This window comes from Pseudomonas shahriarae (assembly GCF_014268455.2).
GTDB lineage: Bacteria > Pseudomonadota > Gammaproteobacteria > Pseudomonadales > Pseudomonadaceae > Aquipseudomonas > Aquipseudomonas shahriarae.
Window position 1 is genome coordinate 6,001,516 of record NZ_CP077085.1, and the last position, 18,102, is coordinate 6,019,617.

Here is an 18,102-nt window from a genome sequence, read left to right on the forward strand (position 1 = left end):
TACGCGTTGGCGTCAGCGTTTGATCGTGGCACGATGGCGAGGTTATCGACCGAGATCCCCTACCCATGCCGCAATCCCAAGCCAAGAATCTGTCCCTGATCGCCGCCATCGACCTGGGCTCCAACAGCTTTCACATGGTCGTGGCCAAGGCCCAGAACGGTGAGATCCGCATCCTTGAGCGGCTCGGCGAAAAGGTACAACTGGCTGCCGGAATCGACGACGAGCGCAAGCTCAACGAAGAATCCATGCAGCGCGGGCTCGATTGCCTCAAGCGTTTTGCCCAACTGATCAACGGCATGCCCCAGGGCGCCGTGCGCATCGTTGGCACCAACGCGTTGCGCGAAGCGCGTAACCGCGGCGAATTCATCCGCCGTGCCGAGGAGATCCTCGGGCACCCGGTAGAAGTGATTTCCGGCCGTGAAGAAGCACGCCTGATCTACCTCGGCGTCTCCCACACCCTGGCCGATACCCCCGGCAAGCGCCTGGTGGCCGACATTGGCGGCGGCAGCACCGAGTTCATCATCGGCCAGCGCTTCGAGCCGTTGCTGCGCGAAAGCCTGCAAATGGGCTGCGTCAGCTACACCCAGCGCTATTTCAAGGACGGCAAGATCACCCCGGCCCGCTACGCCCAGGCGTACACGGCGGCGCGGCTGGAGATCATGAGCATCGAACACGCCCTGCACCGCCTGACCTGGGATGAAGCCATCGGCTCATCCGGCACTATCCGCGCCATCGGCCTGGCCCTGAAGGCCGGCGGTCATGGCACCGGTGAGGTGAATGCCGAAGGCCTGGCCTGGCTCAAGCGCAAACTGTTCAAACTTGGGGATGCCGAGAAGATCGACTTCGACGGCATCAAGCCCGACCGCCGGACCATCTTCCCTGCAGGCCTGGCAATCCTCGAAGCCATCTTCGACGCCCTCGAACTGCAACGCATGGACCATTGCGATGGCGCCCTGCGTGAAGGCGTGCTCTACGACCTGCTGGGTCGCCATCACCACGAAGACGTGCGTGAACGCACCCTGGGCTCGCTAATGGAGCGTTACCACGTCGACCTGGAACAGGCGGCGCGGGTCGAGCGCAAAGCGTTGCATGCCTTCGACCAGGTCGCTGCAGATTGGGAACTGGAAGACGGGGTCTGGCGTGAACTGCTGGGCTGGGCCGCCAAGGTCCATGAAGTAGGGCTGGATATCGCCCACTACCATTACCACAAACACGGCGCGTACCTGATCGAACACTCCGACCTGGCAGGGTTTTCCCGCGAGGATCAGCAGATGCTGGCGCTGCTGGTGCGCGGCCATCGCCGTAACATCCCCAGGGACAAGTTCGCCGAGTTCGGCGCCGAGGGCATCAAGCTGATTCGCCTGTGTGCCCTGCTGCGCTTTGCGATCCTGTTCCACCACATTCGCGGCACTCAGCAGATGCCGCAAGTCACCCTGCGCGCCAACGGCGACAGCCTGGATGTGGTGTTCCCTAAAGGCTGGCTGGACGAGAACCAACTGACCCAGGCGGATTTCGCCCAGGAAGCCGAGTGGCTGACGCGAGTGGGCTTCAGCCTGAATGTGCGCTAACCCCTAGACGCTCTCGGACGACACCGGCGCCCCCGGCAGGAACGCCGGCTCACGGATAGCCTGCGTGGCCTGTTCATAACCATAGGCGACCGCGAGCAGTGTGGCTTCACTGTTGCCCGTACCGTAAAAGTGCAGCGCGGTCGGCATACCCTCATCATCCATGCCCGAGGGCACCGAGATGCCGGGGTAACCGGCGGCGGCGGCAAAGTAGTAACTGTCGGCGCGAAAGTTCGACACGATGGCATCGAGGCGGTGTTCGCTCAGCGGCTTGTCGAGGGTGCCTTTGAAAATCGGCAGAACGGCCGCCCACAGTTGCTCGCGCTGCTCATCCGTCACGTCCAGGCTGTTGATGTGCTCCAGCAACGCCTGGTCCGGTTCCCCGGCTTGCTTGTCGCGCTCGTTGAAGGCAATCAGTTCAGCCAGCGACTTCACTGGCAGGCCTTCCCGGCCGGCCAGGTAGCTGTTCAGGTTTTGCTTGATCCCGGCCAGCAGCGCGTCACTGTATTGATCGTAAGCCTCACGTGAGACACCCGCGTCCAGCCTGCCTATCGGCACCATGACTGCCCCCTTGGCCCCGAGCATCGCGATCGCGTCTTCGAAGTGCTTCCGGTCCGCACGCAGGGCCGGGTCCCTGGCGTCTTCAGGCGACAGCACCGGCAGCGGCGTGTAGCCAATGCGCTTGCCCTGCAAGGCATCCGGTGTGAGCCCGGCGGTGTAGGCCGTTGTTTCGGTCATGGCATTGAGCGCTTCGCCAGCATCGCGCACGTTGCGCGTAAAGGTGCCCACCGCGTCCAGTTTTGAACTGGTCATCACCCCTTCGGTACTCACCAGCCCGGCCGTGGTTTTCAAACCGACCACGCCGTTGTAGGCCGCCGGGGCAACCACCGAGCCATTGGTCTCGATGCCCAATGCCAGCGGCACAAGCCCCTGGGCGACCGCCACCGCCGATCCCGAACTGGACCCTGCCACCTGCCCTCCCAGCCGATGGGGGTTAAGCGTTTGCCCACCACGGGAGCTCCAGCCATCCACCGGCACGCTGGAGCGGAAGTTGGACAGTTCGCTCATATTGGTCTTGCCCACGATCACGGCCCCGGCCTTGAGCAAGTTATCCACAACCTTGGCGTTTTTGCTCGTCGGTGAGCCGACCAGCGCACGGGAACCGGCACTGGTGTGCATTTTCCCACTGGTTTCGAAGACATCTTTCAGGGCAATCGGCACGCCGTGCAAAAAACCGCGCACGGTACCGCTGGCTCGCTCCTGGTCACGCGCCCGAGCCTGTTCACGCGCATCGGGGTTAACCTGCACAAAGGCATTGCCGCCCTGCAGACCCTGATCGATGTTGGCAATACTTTTTAATGAGTCCCGCACCAGGGACTCTGAAGTGACTACCGCCCCAGCCATATCGGACGCCATGGCCTGTGCACTGCGGTAGCCCTTCGGCGGCAAGGCCAGCGCCTCGAATAGCCCCGCAGTTCCGAACCCGATACCTATGCCTGATCCCACCATCGAAAACTCCTTAACTGCCCTGTACAGGCTATCGTCTGATAGCCCAAGGTCAGTCTAGGAACGGGAGCATGGGATCCCCAACCTGGGAAATCTGACGGTCCTGTCCGATTTCCCAGTGAGGGATGTAGGTCTAGTCGATATCAGCGAACCGCCAGCAACGGGCTGCCCAACCGCTCCAGCAACGTGGCCTGGGCACTGCGCGGGTTCTGGTTGCCCGTCGGGGTGTTGCGCACGTAGCGCCCATCGGACTGCAGGCTCCAGCTGTGGGTGTTATCGGTCAGATAACTCTCCAACTCTTTCTTGACCCGCATGATCAGCTTCTTGCCTTCCACCGGGAAGCAGGTCTCCACACGCTTGTCGAGGTTGCGCTCCATCCAGTCGGCGCTGGAGAGGAACATCTGCTCTTCACCGCCATTGAGGAAGTAGAACACCCGCGTGTGCTCCAGGAAGCGGCCGATGATCGAACGCACGTGGATATTGTGGGACACCCCGGCAATGCCCGGGCGCAGGCAGCACATGCCACGCACCACCAGGTCGATACGCACGCCGGACTGGCTGGCCTTGTACAGCGCGCGGATGATCTTCGGATCGGTCAGCGAGTTGAACTTGGCGATGATGTGCGCCGGCTTGCCGTCGATGGCGAACTGGGTCTCGCGGGCAATCATGTCGAGCATGCCCTTCTTCAGGGTGAACGGCGCATGCAGCAGCTTTTTCATGCGCAGCGTCTTGCCCATGCCGATCAACTGGCTGAACAGTTTGCCGACGTCTTCGCACAGCGCGTCGTCGGAAGTCAGCAAGCTGTAGTCGGTGTAGAGCTTGGCGTTGCCGGCGTGATAGTTACCGGTGCCCAGGTGCGCGTAACGCACGATCTCACCGGCCTCGCGGCGCAGGATCAGCATCATCTTGGCGTGGGTCTTGAAGCCCACCACGCCATAGATCACTACCGCACCGGCCGCTTGCAGGCGGCTGGCCAGTTGCAGGTTGGACTCTTCGTCGAACCGCGCACGCAGCTCGATCACCACCGTGACTTCCTTGCCGTTACGCGCGGCGTCCACCAGCGCATCGACGATTTCCGAGTTGGCACCGCTGCGGTAGAGGGTCTGGCGCACGGCCAGGACATGGGGGTCCTTGGCGGCCTGGCGCAACAGATCGACCACCGGGGTGAACGACTCGAACGGGTGCAGCAGCAGAATGTCTTGCTTGCTGACCACGCTGAAGATGTTTTCGCTGTTTTGCAGCAGTTTCGGAATCTGCGGGGTGAACGGCGTGTATTGCAGCTCCGGATGGCTGTCCAGGCTGGTGATGCTGAACAGGCGCGTCAGGTTCACCGGGCCGTTGACCTGGTACAGCTCGGTCTCGGCCAGGTTGAATTGCTTGAGCAGGTAGTCCGACAAATGTTTGGGGCAGGTATCCGCCACTTCCAGGCGCACCGCGTCACCGTAGCGCCGCGAGAACAGCTCGCCACGCAGGGCGCGGGCCAGGTCTTCGACGTCTTCGGTGTCTACCGCCAGGTCGGCGTTTCGGGTCAGGCGGAACTGGTAGCAACCCTTGACCTTCATGCCCTGGAACAGGTCATCGGCGTGGGCGTGGATCATCGACGAAAGGAATACATAGTTATCGCCAGCCCCCCCGACCTCTTCCGGTACCTTGATGATGCGTGGCAACAGGCGCGGTGCGGGGATGATCGCCAGGCCCGAATCACGGCCGAAGGCATCGATCCCTTCGAGCTCGACGATAAAGTTCAGGCTCTTGTTCACCAGCAGCGGGAACGGGTGCGTCGGGTCCAGGCCAATCGGGGTGATGATCGGCGCGATCTCGTCACGGAAATAGCGACGGACCCAGGTCTTGAGCTTGACGGTCCAGTTGCGGCGACGGATGAAGCGCACTTGGTGCTTTTCCAGCTCCGGCAGCAGGATGTCGTTGAGGATGGCGTATTGGCGATCCACATGGCCATGCACCAGCTCGCTGATGCGCGCCAGGGCCTGGTGCGGCTGCAAGCCGTCGGCGCCGGCCTGCTCACGGGCAAAGGTGATCTGTTTCTTGAGGCCGGCGACACGAATCTCGAAGAACTCGTCCAGGTTGCTGGAGAAGATCAGCAGGAACTTCAAACGCTCCAGCAACGGATAGGACTCATCCAGCGCCTGTTCCAACACGCGGATATTGAATTGCAGTTGCGACAGCTCGCGATGGATGTACAGGCTGCTGTCATCCAGGTTCGGAATCACGATAGGCGGTGCCGCCACCACCGGCTCCGCGACCACGGCAGGCTGCTCAGGCGCAAGCTCCGGCGGGGTTTCGGCGACCTGTTCAACTACCGGGTGCGCATCTTTTACGGCAACTTCTGTGAGTCCTTCGGTATTCATCGAGTGTTCCTGTGAGGGCTATTGTTGCTCTCTAAGCAATTGGGCGGCACGGGCGGCAAAGTAAGTCAGGATGCCATCGGCACCCGCACGTTTAAAGGCGGTAAGGGATTCCAGGATGACGCCTTCACTCAACCAGCCATTTTGAATCGCAGCCATGTGCATGGCGTATTCACCACTGACCTGATAGACAAAGGTCGGCACCTTGAATTCCTCCTTGACCCGATAAAGGATGTCCAGGTACGGCATACCGGGCTTGACCATCACCATATCAGCGCCTTCAGCCAGGTCCGCCGCCACTTCGTGCAGGGCTTCGTGGCTATTGGCCGGGTCCATCTGGTACGAGGCCTTGTTGGCCTTGCCCAGGTTCAACGCCGAGCCGACCGCATCGCGGAACGGGCCGTAGTAGGCGCTGGCGTACTTGGCTGAATAGGCCATGATCCGCACATTGACGTGCCCGGCCAGTTCCAACGCCTCGCGGATCGCCTGGATCCGGCCGTCCATCATGTCTGACGGGGCCACCACCTGGGCGCCTGCAGCGGCATGGGACAGCGCCTGCTTGACCAGTGCGTCGACGGTGATGTCGTTCTGCACATAGCCTTCTTCATCCAGGATGCCATCCTGCCCGTGGGTGGTAAACGGGTCCAGCGCCACGTCAGTAATCACCCCAAGCTCCGGGAAACGCTCGCGCAGGGCGCGGGTCGCACGCTGGGCAATGCCTTCGGGGTTCCAGGCCTCGGCGGCGTCCAGGGACTTGAGCCCGGCGGGCGTGACCGGGAACAGCGCCAGCGCCGGGATCCCCAGTTCAACCCACTGCGCCGCCTCTTGCAGCAGCAGATCAATGGTCAAACGCTCGACACCCGGCATCGACGCCACCGCTTCCCGACGATTTTCACCGTCGAGCACAAACACCGGCAGGATCAGATCATTCACCGTCAGGACGTTTTCACGCACCAGACGACGGGAAAAATCATCACGACGGTTGCGGCGCAGGCGGGTAGCGGGAAACAGGCGTTGGGCGGGGGTAAAGCTCACGGCAGACTCCTGAGCCCGACTTGACGGGCGAGCGTGACAGTTATAAGCGGCCATTATGACGAAGGAATGACAGTTGTGCTTACTCATACGACCGGCATGTGACCTGTAGTCGCATTCATGCTTTCCGTAGGAAATGTTCACTTCGTGACACATCTCGATACTTTCATGAATGTTCACGAAGGCGTAGGCTGCGCGTTCATTTCGCCAGCACCCAGACAATGCTCCAACAATTTCTGAATGACTTTGGCTACTTTGCCCTCTTCCTGGGGACGTTCTTTGAAGGTGAGACCATCCTGGTTCTCGCAGGCTTCCTTGCGTTCCGCGGATACATGGATATCAACGTGGTGGTGGTGGTGGCGTTCTTCGGCAGCTACGCCGGCGACCAGCTCTGGTACTTCATGGGCCGCAAGCATGGGCGCAAATTGTTGGCGCGCAGGCCACGCTGGCAACTGCTGGGCGATCGGGCATTGGAGCATATCCGCCGACACCCCGATATCTGGGTTCTGAGTTTCCGCTTCGTCTATGGCCTGCGCACGGTCATGCCCGTGGCCATTGGCCTGTCCGGCTACCCGCCGGGGCGCTACTTGTTTCTCAACGGTATCGGCGCGGCGATCTGGGCAGCAGCACTGGGCGCGGCGGCCTACCACTTCGGCGCTGTGCTCGAAGGTATGCTGGGCAGCGTCAAGAAATATGAGCTGTGGGTGTTGGGTGCCTTGCTGGTACTCGGCCTGGGCTTGTGGCTGCGCCGGCGCATCCGCAACGCCCGCCTGACCCGGGAAAACTGCGCGACCGAAAAAGCCCGGCTGGCGCAGGAGCAACTGGCCGAGCTGAAAAAGCCCGAGCCTACGACACCCATCGAGTAAGCCGGCCCCTGCAACAGTAGAGGCCGATGACACTGAGCAGGCTATAGCTGGCAAGCCCCGGCCAGCCCAACGCACTGGCCGGCCACAACCCGACCAGCGGCGCCAGCCACACCAGCGGCACATTCAGCCCCAACCGCAGCAACTCGGCCTTCAAGGCCCACGGGCGATTTTCCAGGGCCACGCCCAGGGTAAACAGTCCCAGTGCCATCACACTCCAACCCAGCACCAGCGCAGCCGTCGGCATGCCTTCGCCAACATTCATCAAATAGCTGCCCAACCCCACATACGCGGCAAATTGCAGGGCGATGTAAATCTGCTGGCGCGCGTCCAGGGGCACCTCGAATTTACGGAACTGGCTCAAGTCCGGCTTGGCCAGTGGGTACTTGGCCTTGACGTCCGCCGGGCGCCAGCCGGTGCGCATGAACCAGATGCGCAGTTTGTCCCACCCACTTTCGGTACGCCGGGCATCACTCCACAGCTGGGCATAGAACTGCAGGTTGGCCCACAGCGGATTCCAACTGGCCAGAGGCGTGGTCACGCCAAAGATCACCGGCTCGTTTTCGTCTTCTTCCTGGAACGAGCCAAACAAACGGTCCCAAATAATGAACACCCCGCCGTAGTTGCGATCCATGTAGAGAGCGTTCTGTGCATGGTGGGCCCGATGATTGGACGGGGTGACGAAAAACCACTCGAACCAACCGAGCTTGGGCACATGGCGGGTATGCACCCAGAATTGATACAACAGGTTGAGCGACGCCACGCTGATAAACACCAGCAGCGGCACGCCGACGACAGCCAGTGGCAGATAGAAGATCCAGCTCAGCAAAAAGCCCGTGCTGGTCTGGCGCAAGGCGGTGGTGAGGTTATAGTCCTCGCTCTGGTGATGCACCGAGTGCGCCGCCCACAGAATATTGCGCTCGTGGCCGCAGCGATGCAGCCAGTAGTAGCAGAAGTCGTAGAGGACAAAGGCGAACACCCAGGTCCAGGCGCTCTGGGTTGGCAGCTCGAACAGTGCCAAATGCTTGAGGGCGAAGGCGTAGGTCAGCAGGCCCACGCCTTTGGTCAGCAGCCCAGTGGTGGTGGACAATACACCGGTGCTCAAGCTGTTGATGGCGTCAGCCACCCGGTAGTTGCGCTCGCCGCGCCAACGGTCAGCCAACAGTTCGACCACAATCAAGGCAATGAAAAACGGTACCGCGTAAGGGACGAAGTCCATGGGCCAGTCCGGTCAATTATTGTTACATCAAGGTTAGGCCAGTGACCGGATATCCCAATGGCAATGCGAGACAAATAAGTAGACATTTAACGCCATAAATCAGGAGAAATGCCCATGAGCAAAAAGATTGCAGTGATCCTTTCCGGCTGTGGCGTGTACGACGGCGCTGAAATCCATGAAAGTGTTATCACGCTGCTGCGCCTGGATCAGCGCGGCGCTCAGGTTCAGTGCTTTGCCCCGGACATCGCGCAGCTGCATGTGATCAATCACCTCACGGGCGAAGAAATGCCCGAGTCGCGCAATGTATTGGTGGAGTCGGCGCGCATCGCCCGAGGCGAGGTGAAAGACATTCGCGAGGCCCGCGTGGAAGAGTTCGATGCGCTGGTCGTGCCCGGCGGTTTTGGCGCGGCGAAGAACCTGTCGAACTTTGCCATCGAAGGCGCCGGTTGCAGCGTCAACCCGGACGTACTGGCACTGGCCGAAGCCTTTGCCGAAGCAGGCAAGCCCGTGGGGCTGATCTGCATCTCGCCGGCCCTGGCGGCAAAAATCTACGGCCCTGGCGTGACCTGCACCATCGGCAACGACGCCGACACCGCGGCCGCCCTGGACAAGATGGGTGCCACCCACCAGGAATGCGCGGTAGACGAAATCGTCGAAGACAAGGCGCGCAAGCTGGTGAGCACGCCGGCCTATATGCTGGGCAAAAACATCAGCGAAGTGGCATCGGGGATCAACAAGCTGGTGGACCGGGTGCTGGAGCTGACCCACGAGAGCGACTGAATGGGCGACACCGATTAAAAATGTGGGAGCTGGCTTGTGTGGGAGCCAGCGTCCACACAAGCCAGCTCCCACAACTTGACCGCCAGTACCTTCAGGAAGCCGCCACCCGGCGCTTATCGGCCAACCGGCTGCGGCTGTACAGCACCACAATCGCAATGATCGCCACGGCCTGGGCACTCAACGAATACGCATCGGCATGGATGCCCAGCCAGTCGAAGTCAAAGAACGCCACCGGCCGGGTGCCGAAGATGCCCGCTTCCTGCAACGCCTTCACGCCATGCCCGGCAAATACCACCGACAGCGCGCACAGCAACGCCGCGTTAATCCCGAAGAACAGCGCCAACGGCAGCTTCGCCGAGCCGCGCAGGATGATCCACGCCAAGCCCATCAACAGCACCAGCGCCGTGGCGCCACCGGCCAGTACCGCGTTATGCCCGGCAGGACCGGCTTGCAGCCACAGGGTTTCGTAGAACAGGATCACTTCGAACAGTTCGCGGTACACCGAGAAGAACGCCAGGACCGCAAACCCAAAACGCCCACCACCGCCGACCAGGCTGCTCTTGATGTAGTCCTGCCAGGCGGCCGCGTGGCGTCGGTCGTGCATCCACACCCCGAGCCACAGCACCATCACGCTGGCAAACAGCGCCGTACAGCCTTCGAGCAGTTCACGCTGGGCGCCGCTGACGTCAATCACATACGCCGCCAGGGCCCAGGTCGCCGCACCGGCGACCAACGCCAGGGCCCAACCGACGTTGACACTGCGCACCGCCGATTGCTGGCCGGTGTTACGCAAAAAGGCCAGGATTGCCGCCAGCACCAGAATCGCTTCCAACCCTTCACGCAGCAGAATCAGCAAGCCCGAGATGTAGCTCAACGACCAGCTCAGGCCGTCGCCGCCCAACAGGCCGGCCGCTTCAGTGAGTTTGCCCTTGGCCACGTCCAGGCGCTGCTGGACCTGCTCGATCGGCAAACCATCCTGCAACGACTGCCGATACGCCATCAGGGCTTTCTCGGTGTCCTTGCGCACGTTGGCATCGACGTTGTCCAGGGAGCTTTCCACCAGCTCGAAGCCTTCCAGGTACGCCGCTACCGACAGGTCGTAGGCCTGTTCGTGCTCACCGCTGCGGAACGCTGCCAGGCTCTTGTCCAGGGTGGCAGCGGTGTACTCCAGCAACTGCGCCGGGCCACGCTGGACCTGGGGCGGCTGGGCGCGCTGGGCGCGGAACACCCGGACCGCGTCCGGCCCCTCGGCGGCCAGCACTTCTTCCGGGGTCTGGCGTGCCAGGTCGGCCAGGTTGAAGGATTTTTCGCTTTTCGCGGCGGCCGGGTCGGCAGTAAAGCCGGCGATATAGGTGGCCAGGTCCCAGCGCTGCCGGTCATCCAACTGGTCGGCGAACGACGGCATGTCGGTGCCTTCGACGCCCAGGCCCAGGGTGTTGTAGATACCGTAGAGGCTCAGACGGTCCAGACGCTGGGCATCGCGCAGGTTGGCCGGCGGTGGGGCCATACCGACACCGGCCGGGCCATCGCCCGCACCGGCGTCACCGTGGCACACCGAACAGTGCTGGGCGTACAGCGGCGCACCGCGCGTAGGGTCCGGGGTAATGGCCGGCGCCTGGCTGACCTCATAGGCGGCCGCCAGTTGCGCACCCAGTTGACGCGCCTGGCGCGCTACCGCGTTGCCATCCTGGCGGTTAGTGACAGCGGCCAGCAGCTCATCGACGCCTTTGACCAGGCTCGCACGCTCGGGCTTGTCGGGCAGCTCTACCACCAGCCCCTGCAACACGCCGAGAAACTCCACCTGTTCGCGGTATTCGGAGTCGTCGACCACCTTGCCCGCCTCCACCGTCGGCGGATAGTCAGCGCCAATGTAGTCCAGTAAATGCAGGGCCTGGGGCGCACCCTCTGCGGTAGCAGCCAGCAGATTGAAGCTGCACGACACCAACGCCGGCAGCAACAGCCAGGCGAGAAAACGGGAGGGGGCAGTCATGAATGAATCCCAAATGGAAACAAGAAGTAACACATTGTCGAATGTTAATCGGTTTGACTCAAGACGTTAGTGCTTTGGCCGCTGAAATGACTCGCTCAGGTAGGGGCCAACCCTCAAATAAAGCAGCGGAAAAGCCATTGTTTTGCCAGTAACGAGGCCTATAATGCGCCGCCTTCGTTATCGCGAAACGGCATTTAGGCTCCTCTTTTTATGAGGGATGTGTGGGAAAAGGTTTTTCCTGCACTTGGTTATTTGGCCCGACCAGCCCCTTCGGCCGATTACGCTCAGGGAAGCAGCACCTCAATGGCATCTCGCGTCTTTACCTCCCTTGCCCTCGCGGCACTCACGCTGCTGTCGGGCTGTTCGATGTTCCGCAGCTACGACACTGAACTGCAAGCCACCAACCAGCAGTTGGCCAGCGGCAATGTCGATGGCGCGCTGACCCTGCTGGAGAAGAACAACAGCAGCGAAGACAAAGACCTTCTCTACTACTTCGAAAAAGGCGAGTTGCTGCGGGCCAAGGGCGATCTGACCGGCAGCCAGGCGGCTTGGCACCGGGCAGACCTGGTGGTGTACAAGTGGGAAGAGTCGGTCAGGTTCGACACCGAGCGCTATCTCGCGCAATTCGGTAGCTTCCTGGTCAACGACAAGGTGCGGCGCTACGAAGGGTATGACTATGAAAAAGTCATGCTCACCACCCAGATGGCGTTGAACCTGCTGGCCGTCAATGACTTCGACGGCGCGCGCACCGAAATCAAGAAAACCCACGAACGCGAAGCGGTGATCGCCGAACTGCGGGACAAGGAATACCTCAAGCGCGAAAACGAAGCCGAGCGCCAGGGCGTGGCCACGCAGTTCAAGGATCTGCGCGGCTATCCGGTGGAAAGTCTCGATGCGCCGGACGTGGTGGGCCTGAAGAACAGCTACCAGAGCGCGTTCAGTCATTACCTGGCCGGTTTCATCTACGAAGCCCTGGGCGAAAAGGACCTGGCCGCGCCGGGCTACCGCAAAGCCGCCGAACTGCGCCCCAATACACCGTTGCTGGAACAGGCCCTGCTCGACCTGGATGCCTCCCGCGTGGCAGCTGACGAAAGCGACGTGCTGATCGTAGTGCAGAGCGGCCTGGCGCCGGCCCGCGACTCGATCCGCCTGCCGTTGCCGATCCCTATCGACGGGCATTGGGTGATCACACCGCTGTCGTTCCCGGTGATCAAGCCAGACACTTCGACGGCCACCTTTGCGCAGATCGGCGTCGATGGTCGGCAGCAGAACCTCACGCCCCTCAACAGCACCACTGCAATGTCGCGCCGCGCCCTGCGCGACGACATGCCGGGGATCATCCTGCGTACCACCGTGCGCGCCATCAGCCGCGGCGTGACGCAAAAAAACCTCAACCAGACCAACCCGATGGCCGGCCTGGTGCTGGGCATCGCGTCCGCCGTCACCGAAGGCGCCGATACCCGCACCTGGCGCACCCTGCCGGACCTGACCCAGGTCACGCGCCTGCGCCTCAAGCACGGTGAGCACCAGGTGAGCCTGCCCAATGCCTTGGGCGGCACCCTGGTGACGGTCAAGGCCGAACAACGCCATCAGGTGATCACTTTGCGAGTGGTCGGCAACCAGGTCTTCACCAGCGGCGTGGCCGCCCATGTGGTCGCGAGCAACCCGGCCCAGGCCGTCGCCAGCCTCAAACAACCTTAAGGAGCACGCTATGCGTCATTTCATCCTCGGCGCCCTGGCGCTGATCTTCCTCGCCGGTTGCGCCACCCCGCCGCCGGAACCAGGCAGCGCCGCGAGCAAAGTCGTGGTGATGGGCAAGTTCAAGGGCATCGCCGTCGGCGCCATTCGGGTAGCCCGCGAGAACGGCTTCCTGACGGCCAAGGTGCAACTGAGCAACATCACCAGCAGCAACCAGATGATGTATTACCGCTTCGCCTGGCTGGGCGCCGATGGCTTCCCGGTGGGTGACGAAGAAACCTGGAAAGTGCTGAACCTCTACGCCAACCAGGCCACCTTCCTGCCGGCCATCGCCAACCTGCCCCAGGCCGCCGACTTCCGCCTTGAAGTCAAGACGCCTTGAGCCAGCCCCCTATTCAGTTTTCGAGAGACATTCCCATGTTTGTACGCTTTTCGTTCCTCGCCGTAGTCGCCGTCCTGGCCAGCGGCTGCGCCAACACCTCGCCGGTCATCGGCGGTAAAAATATCAGCTACGGCGACACCAAGGCCGTGGAACTGGTGACCAACGAGTTCGGTTCCACCGACCTGCAGATGATCGCCGAAAGCATGACCCGCTCCCTGGCGCAGTCCGGCATCCTCCAGGGCCGCCCGGTGGTGCAGGTGTATGACGTGAAGAACAAGACCAGCGAGTACATCGACACCCGCGAGATCACCACCTCGATCAAGACCCAACTGATGAAGACCGGCACCGCCCGCTTCGCCAGCGACAACACCGATATGCAAAGCCAGGTCGACCAGCTCAAGCTGCAAAACCAGAGCGGCCTGTACAAGAAATCCACGGTCAGCAAGACCGGCAACATGGTTGCCGCCAAGTACCGCCTGGAAGGCTCCATCAGCTCCATCGTTAAGCGCAGCGCCGACTACAAGGACGTGTTCTACAAGTTCAGCCTGCAGTTGATCGACGTCGAAAGCGGCCTGGCGGAATGGATGGACGAAAAAGAAATCCGCAAGACCACGGAGCGCTAAGCCATGCGTCCATGGATCGGCATCATCGCCCTGCTGTGCAGCGTTGGCGCCTGGGCGGCGCCGAAAATCGCGGTGACGGACCTGGCCTACGAGGCGCGGGTGGAGGAATACATCCACGCCGTCGCGGCGACCAATAACTTCCAGGCCAGCCCGTACAACGCCAGCGGTGCGTCCAGCTACACCGAGTTCGAGAGCCGCAACAGCTACATCGAACAGAGTGAGCTGCGTAAATTCAGCGGCGATATCAAGGGGGAGATTCTCAAGTCGCGCCAGTTCCAGTTGGTCCAGGGCACGCCCTACACCAGCGAGGCCAAGGGCGATGTGTACGACGTGATCAAGCGGATCAAGGCCGGCCACTTCAAGGGCGCCGACTATGTGCTGTTTGGTACTTTGTCGGATATCGACTTCACCCAGGACATCAACGCCCTGGATCGCACCAACAGCTATTCAGCGGTGCTGGGACTGGCGGTCGTGGCGGACTTCAGCCTGATCAACACCCGCACCTATGAAATCACCTCGGCGTTTACCGCCATGGGTGAGGGCCAGGACACCAAGCTGGTGAACAGTCGCGACGTGCGCGTCAGCCTGAGCCGGCCACGGGTGGTGAAGGAAGTGTCGAAAACCTTGGGTGAAGATGTGGCGCGCCAGCTGCAGGAGCAACTGGGCGGTGGCTACCAGGAGCCTGGGCAGCCGGCATTGCGCAACAACCTGCCAAGGGATGAGGCGCCGAAAATCCTGCACTGAAGCTCAATGGCTCGGCTAGCACACATCAATGTGGGAGCTGGCTTGCCTGCGATGCAAGCGCCGCGGTGTCACTGATACACCGCGGCGCTTGCATCGCAGGCAAGCCAGCTCCCACAGTTTTGATTGGACTTGTTCAGTCAGGCCGTGGCGCGATGCAGGCTGGCGAGGAAACCCGCAGCGCCCACGAACAACCCGGCAAACGTGCGGTTCACGCGTTTCTGCTGCTTGGGCGTGCGCAACAGGCGCAGCACCTTCGACGCCAGCCCGGTGTAGCCCGCCATCACGATCATATCCACGCCAATCATGGTCGCACCGAGGATCAGGTACTGAATCAGCAGCGGCGCCTGTGGGTTCACGAACTGCGGCAGCACCGCCAGCATGAACACCAGAGCCTTGGGGTTGCTGGCATTGACCAGGAAACCACGGAACATCATCGCCAGCGGCTTGCCGATCGGGCGGACTGGCCCGTCATCGCTCATGTCCATGGGCAGGGCGCGCCATTGCTTGACGGCCAGGTACACCAGGTACGCCACGCCAAACCATTTGATCGCATAGAACGCGGTTGAGGACGTCGCCAGAACGGCGCCCAGGCCGCCCGCCACCACGGCAATCTGCATCGCCAGGCCCAATTGCAGGCCAATGGCGTTCCAGTAACCGCGCAGGAAACCATATTGCAGGCCGCTGGACATGGAGGCGATGGCGCCCGCGCCGGGGGAGAGACTGATGATCCAACTGGCCAGGAAGAAGGCCAGCCATGTGTCGAGCGCCATTACACACCTCGTAGCAAATTCGTTGTCAGCACTAAGCTAACGCCAAGGACCGAGGGCTGGCTAGAGAATTTTTAAGGTAAAGGGCTGATATCGCTACCGCGCCAGCGGCGTACCGAGCGCTGGAAGAACAGGCTGTTGGGTACTTGCACCACGGCGCTGTCGGTGCCCGCTTCGGCCACTTCGATCAGCGTGGTGTACAGCAGGTTGATCGCGATCACCCGGCCTTTGACGCCGGGCTTGTCGACGGTGTCCACCAGCTCGACCACATCACCCAGGCGAAACGGCCCGACGGTGAAGATCAGGATCGCGCACAGCAGGTTGGACAGCACCGACCACATGGCAAAGAACGCTACCGCCGCGACGGCCACAAAACCCGAGAGCGCGGTCCACAGCACGGTGGCCGAGACCCCCAGGCGTTCGAGGACGAAGATCAGCGCACTGCCCATGATCAGCCAACGCAGGCCACCACGCAGGGGCATCAGCAGTTGCGGCGGAAACGGATAGCGCTCACCCAGGCGCGTCAGGCCCTTGGCGACGAAGCGCTGGGCCAGGTAACCGGCCAGCAGGATCAGCAGGATTTGCACACCGACCCACATCGGTTCGATCCATTGCGCCGGCAGTGGCAGCTGCAAGGCTTCCATCAGGACAGCGCCTCCAACTCCGCTTGCAGGCCTTCCAGCAGTTCGAGGGCTTCCATCCAGGTCTCCTCCAGTTGCCCTTCGCGCACCTTGAGCTTGGCCTGTTCGGCCAGCAGGTCGCGCAGCTCATCCTTGCGGGCCGCTTCGTACACCGCGCTGTCGCCGAGGCTGGTTTCGATCTTGGCCAGGCGTTCGTGGACCTTGCCCAATTCGGCTTCAAGCTTGTCGGCTTCGCGTTTGTGCGGTGCCAACTGCTGGCGCAGGGCCGCAGCAGCCTGGCGCTGGGCTTTTTTGTCGGTCTTGTCCGGGTTGACCGGGGTGTTGCTGACCGGCGCGTTGCGCAGACGGTAGTCGGTCAACCAACGGGCGTAGTCGTCCAGGTCGCCATCAAACTCTTCGACCTTGCCATCGGCCACCAGCAGGAAGTTGTCGGTGGTGCTCTTGAGCAAGTGGCGGTCGTGAGACACCACCAGCACAGCGCCACTGAATTCCTGCAGGGCCATGGTCAGCGCCAGGCGCATTTCCAGGTCCAGGTGGTTGGTCGGTTCGTCGAGCAGCAGCAGGTTGGGACGGTCCCAGGCGATCAGGGCCAGGGCCAGGCGGGCTTTTTCGCCGCCGGAGAAATTCAGCACCGGCTCGTCGATGCGCGCACCACGGAAGTCGAAACCGCCAAGGAAGTCGCGCAGGGTCTGTTCGCGCTCGGTCGGCGCCAGGCGTTGCAGGTGCAACAGCGGGCTGGCCTTGGCGTCGAGGGAGTCCAATTGATGCTGGGCGAAGTAGCCCACCACCAGGTTCTCGCCACGGGTCAGGCGTCCGGCCAGGGGTTGCAGCTCGCCCGACAGGTTCTTGATCAGCGTCGACTTGCCCGCGCCGTTGGGGCCGAGCAAGCCGATGCGCGCGCCCGGGGTGAGCTGCAGCTTGACCTTCTCCAGGATGGTCTTGTCGCCATAACCCAGGCGGGCATCCGAGAGGTCGAGCAAGGGGCTAGAGATTTTCACTGACTCGCGGAACACAAAGTCGAACGGCGAATCGACGTGGGCCGCCGACAGCTCTTCCATGCGCTCCAGGGCCTTGATCCGGCTCTGGGCCTGACGGGCCTTGGTGGCCTGGGCCTTGAACCGGGCGATGTAGCTTTCCATATGCGCACGTTGCGCCTGCTGCTTCTCGAAGGCCTGCTGTTGCTGGGCCAGGCGTTCGGCACGGGCCCGCTCGAACGCGGTGTAGCCGCCGCGATAGAGGGTGATTTTCTTCTGTTCGACATGGGCGATGTTATCGACCACGGCGTCGAGGAAATCCCGGTCGTGGGAGATCAGCAGCAACGTGCCTGGGTAACTCTTGAGGAAATCCTCCAGCCACAGGATTGCATCCAGATCCAGGTGGTTGGTCGGTTCGTCGAGCAGCAACAGGTCCGAGGGGCACATCAGCGCCTGGGCCAGGTTCAGGCGCATGCGCCAGCCACCGGAGAAGTCGGCAACCGGGCGGTCCATCTGTTCGTTGGTGAACCCGAGGCCGGCGAGCATTTTGCGCGCGCGGGCGTCGGCGGTGTAGCCGTCGGCACTGTCGAGTTCCGAGTGCAGGCGGGCCTGGGCGGCACCGTCCTGGGCTTTCTCGGCCTCGGCCAGGTCGTGTTGCACCTGACGCAGACGCAGGTCGCCATCGAGCACGTAGTCGATCGCGATGCGGTCCAGGGTGTCGATCTCCTGGCGCATGTGGGCGATACGCCAGTCGGCTGGCAGCAGGCAGTCCCCGGAATCAGGGGTCAGCTCACCGAGCAACAGGGCGAACAACGTGGATTTGCCGGCGCCATTGGCACCGATCAGGCCGGCTTTGTGACCGGCGTGCAGGGTCAGCTCGGCGTCTTCGAGAAGACGTTGCGGGCCACGCTGTAATGTTAGGCTTTGAAGTCGGATCATAATGGCGGCGGAGTCT

15 protein-coding genes are annotated in these 18,102 nt (G+C 62.1%); 7 read left to right on the plus strand and 8 right to left on the minus strand.

The annotated features are described in order from the left end of the window. Positions 1–65 precede the first annotated feature (65 nt). Positions 66–1,568, plus strand: coding sequence for an exopolyphosphatase (gene ppx, locus HU773_RS27055; protein WP_057960956.1), 1,503 nt, complete (start codon positions 66–68; stop codon positions 1,566–1,568). A 3-nt stretch (positions 1,569–1,571) separates the two neighbouring features. Here the strand turns inward: ppx and HU773_RS27060 are convergent, their stop codons facing one another. From HU773_RS27060 to hemB, 3 genes are all read right to left on the minus strand, one after another. Then, on the minus strand, positions 1,572–2,981 hold the full coding sequence (locus HU773_RS27060) for an amidase family protein (protein WP_186624996.1): 1,410 nt from the start codon (positions 2,979–2,981) through the stop codon (positions 1,572–1,574). A gap of 233 nt (positions 2,982–3,214) precedes the next feature. Further along, complete coding sequence (ppk1, locus tag HU773_RS27065) at positions 3,215–5,437, minus strand: polyphosphate kinase 1 (protein ID WP_115129255.1); 2,223 nt, start codon at positions 5,435–5,437, stop codon at positions 3,215–3,217. An 18-nt stretch (positions 5,438–5,455) separates the two neighbouring features. Then, positions 5,456–6,469 carry a porphobilinogen synthase gene (gene hemB / locus HU773_RS27070; RefSeq protein ID WP_057960958.1) on the minus strand — a complete coding sequence of 338 codons (1,014 nt, stop codon included), beginning with the start codon at positions 6,467–6,469 and terminating at the stop codon, positions 5,456–5,458. 218 nt (positions 6,470–6,687) lie between these two features. On the opposite strand from hemB, the gene HU773_RS27075 reads away from it, so the two are divergent. Next, a complete protein-coding gene (locus HU773_RS27075; protein WP_120734322.1) occupies positions 6,688–7,332 on the plus strand; it encodes a DedA family protein in 645 nt (214 codons plus the stop codon). Here the strand turns inward: HU773_RS27075 and HU773_RS27080 are convergent. Continuing rightward, positions 7,313–8,548 (minus strand): sterol desaturase family protein, encoded by a 1,236-nt coding sequence (locus HU773_RS27080; RefSeq protein ID WP_120734323.1) that lies wholly within the window; start codon positions 8,546–8,548, stop codon positions 7,313–7,315. The two genes, HU773_RS27075 and HU773_RS27080, sit on opposite strands and share 20 nt — an antisense overlap. A gap of 114 nt (positions 8,549–8,662) precedes the next feature. Between HU773_RS27080 and elbB the strand changes: the two genes are divergently transcribed. Then, positions 8,663–9,328, plus strand: coding sequence for an isoprenoid biosynthesis glyoxalase ElbB (elbB, locus tag HU773_RS27085; RefSeq protein ID WP_057440464.1), 666 nt, complete (start codon positions 8,663–8,665; stop codon positions 9,326–9,328). A gap of 91 nt (positions 9,329–9,419) precedes the next feature. On the opposite strand, the gene HU773_RS27090 is transcribed toward elbB, so the two are convergent. Further along, entirely contained in the window at positions 9,420–11,318 is a 1,899-nt protein-coding gene (locus tag HU773_RS27090; RefSeq protein WP_120734324.1) for an FTR1 family protein, read from the minus strand. 303 nt (positions 11,319–11,621) lie between these two features. Between HU773_RS27090 and HU773_RS27095 the strand changes: the two genes are divergently transcribed. The 4 genes from HU773_RS27095 to HU773_RS27110 are packed head-to-tail and all read left to right on the plus strand — an operon-like array spanning position 11,622 to position 14,765. Beyond that, on the plus strand, positions 11,622–13,019 hold the full coding sequence (locus HU773_RS27095) for a COG3014 family protein (RefSeq protein ID WP_057440465.1): 1,398 nt from the start codon (positions 11,622–11,624) through the stop codon (positions 13,017–13,019). Positions 13,020–13,029: 10 nt separating this feature from the next. Then, on the plus strand, positions 13,030–13,398 hold the full coding sequence (locus HU773_RS27100; RefSeq protein ID WP_029289599.1) for a YcfL family putative periplasmic lipoprotein: 369 nt from the start codon (positions 13,030–13,032) through the stop codon (positions 13,396–13,398). A gap of 35 nt (positions 13,399–13,433) precedes the next feature. After that, positions 13,434–14,021 carry a penicillin-binding protein activator LpoB gene (gene lpoB / locus HU773_RS27105; RefSeq protein WP_057960964.1) on the plus strand — a complete coding sequence of 196 codons (588 nt, stop codon included), beginning with the start codon at positions 13,434–13,436 and terminating at the stop codon, positions 14,019–14,021. A gap of 3 nt (positions 14,022–14,024) precedes the next feature. Beyond that, on the plus strand, positions 14,025–14,765 hold the full coding sequence (locus HU773_RS27110; RefSeq protein WP_057440467.1) for a hypothetical protein: 741 nt from the start codon (positions 14,025–14,027) through the stop codon (positions 14,763–14,765). A gap of 137 nt (positions 14,766–14,902) precedes the next feature. On the opposite strand, the gene HU773_RS27115 is transcribed toward HU773_RS27110, so the two are convergent. The 3 genes from HU773_RS27115 to HU773_RS27125 all read right to left on the minus strand — a co-directional run bounded on the left by HU773_RS27115 (position 14,903) and on the right by HU773_RS27125 (position 18,086). Then, positions 14,903–15,535 carry a LysE family transporter gene (locus tag HU773_RS27115; protein ID WP_057960965.1) on the minus strand — a complete coding sequence of 211 codons (633 nt, stop codon included), beginning with the start codon at positions 15,533–15,535 and terminating at the stop codon, positions 14,903–14,905. 71 nt (positions 15,536–15,606) lie between these two features. After that, on the minus strand, positions 15,607–16,176 hold the full coding sequence (locus HU773_RS27120; protein WP_120734326.1) for a mechanosensitive ion channel family protein: 570 nt from the start codon (positions 16,174–16,176) through the stop codon (positions 15,607–15,609). Continuing rightward, entirely contained in the window at positions 16,176–18,086 is a 1,911-nt protein-coding gene (locus HU773_RS27125; protein ID WP_057960966.1) for an ATP-binding cassette domain-containing protein, read from the minus strand. Before HU773_RS27125 ends, HU773_RS27120 begins: the two co-directional genes overlap by 1 nt. Between the last annotated feature and the right edge of the window lie 16 nt (positions 18,087–18,102).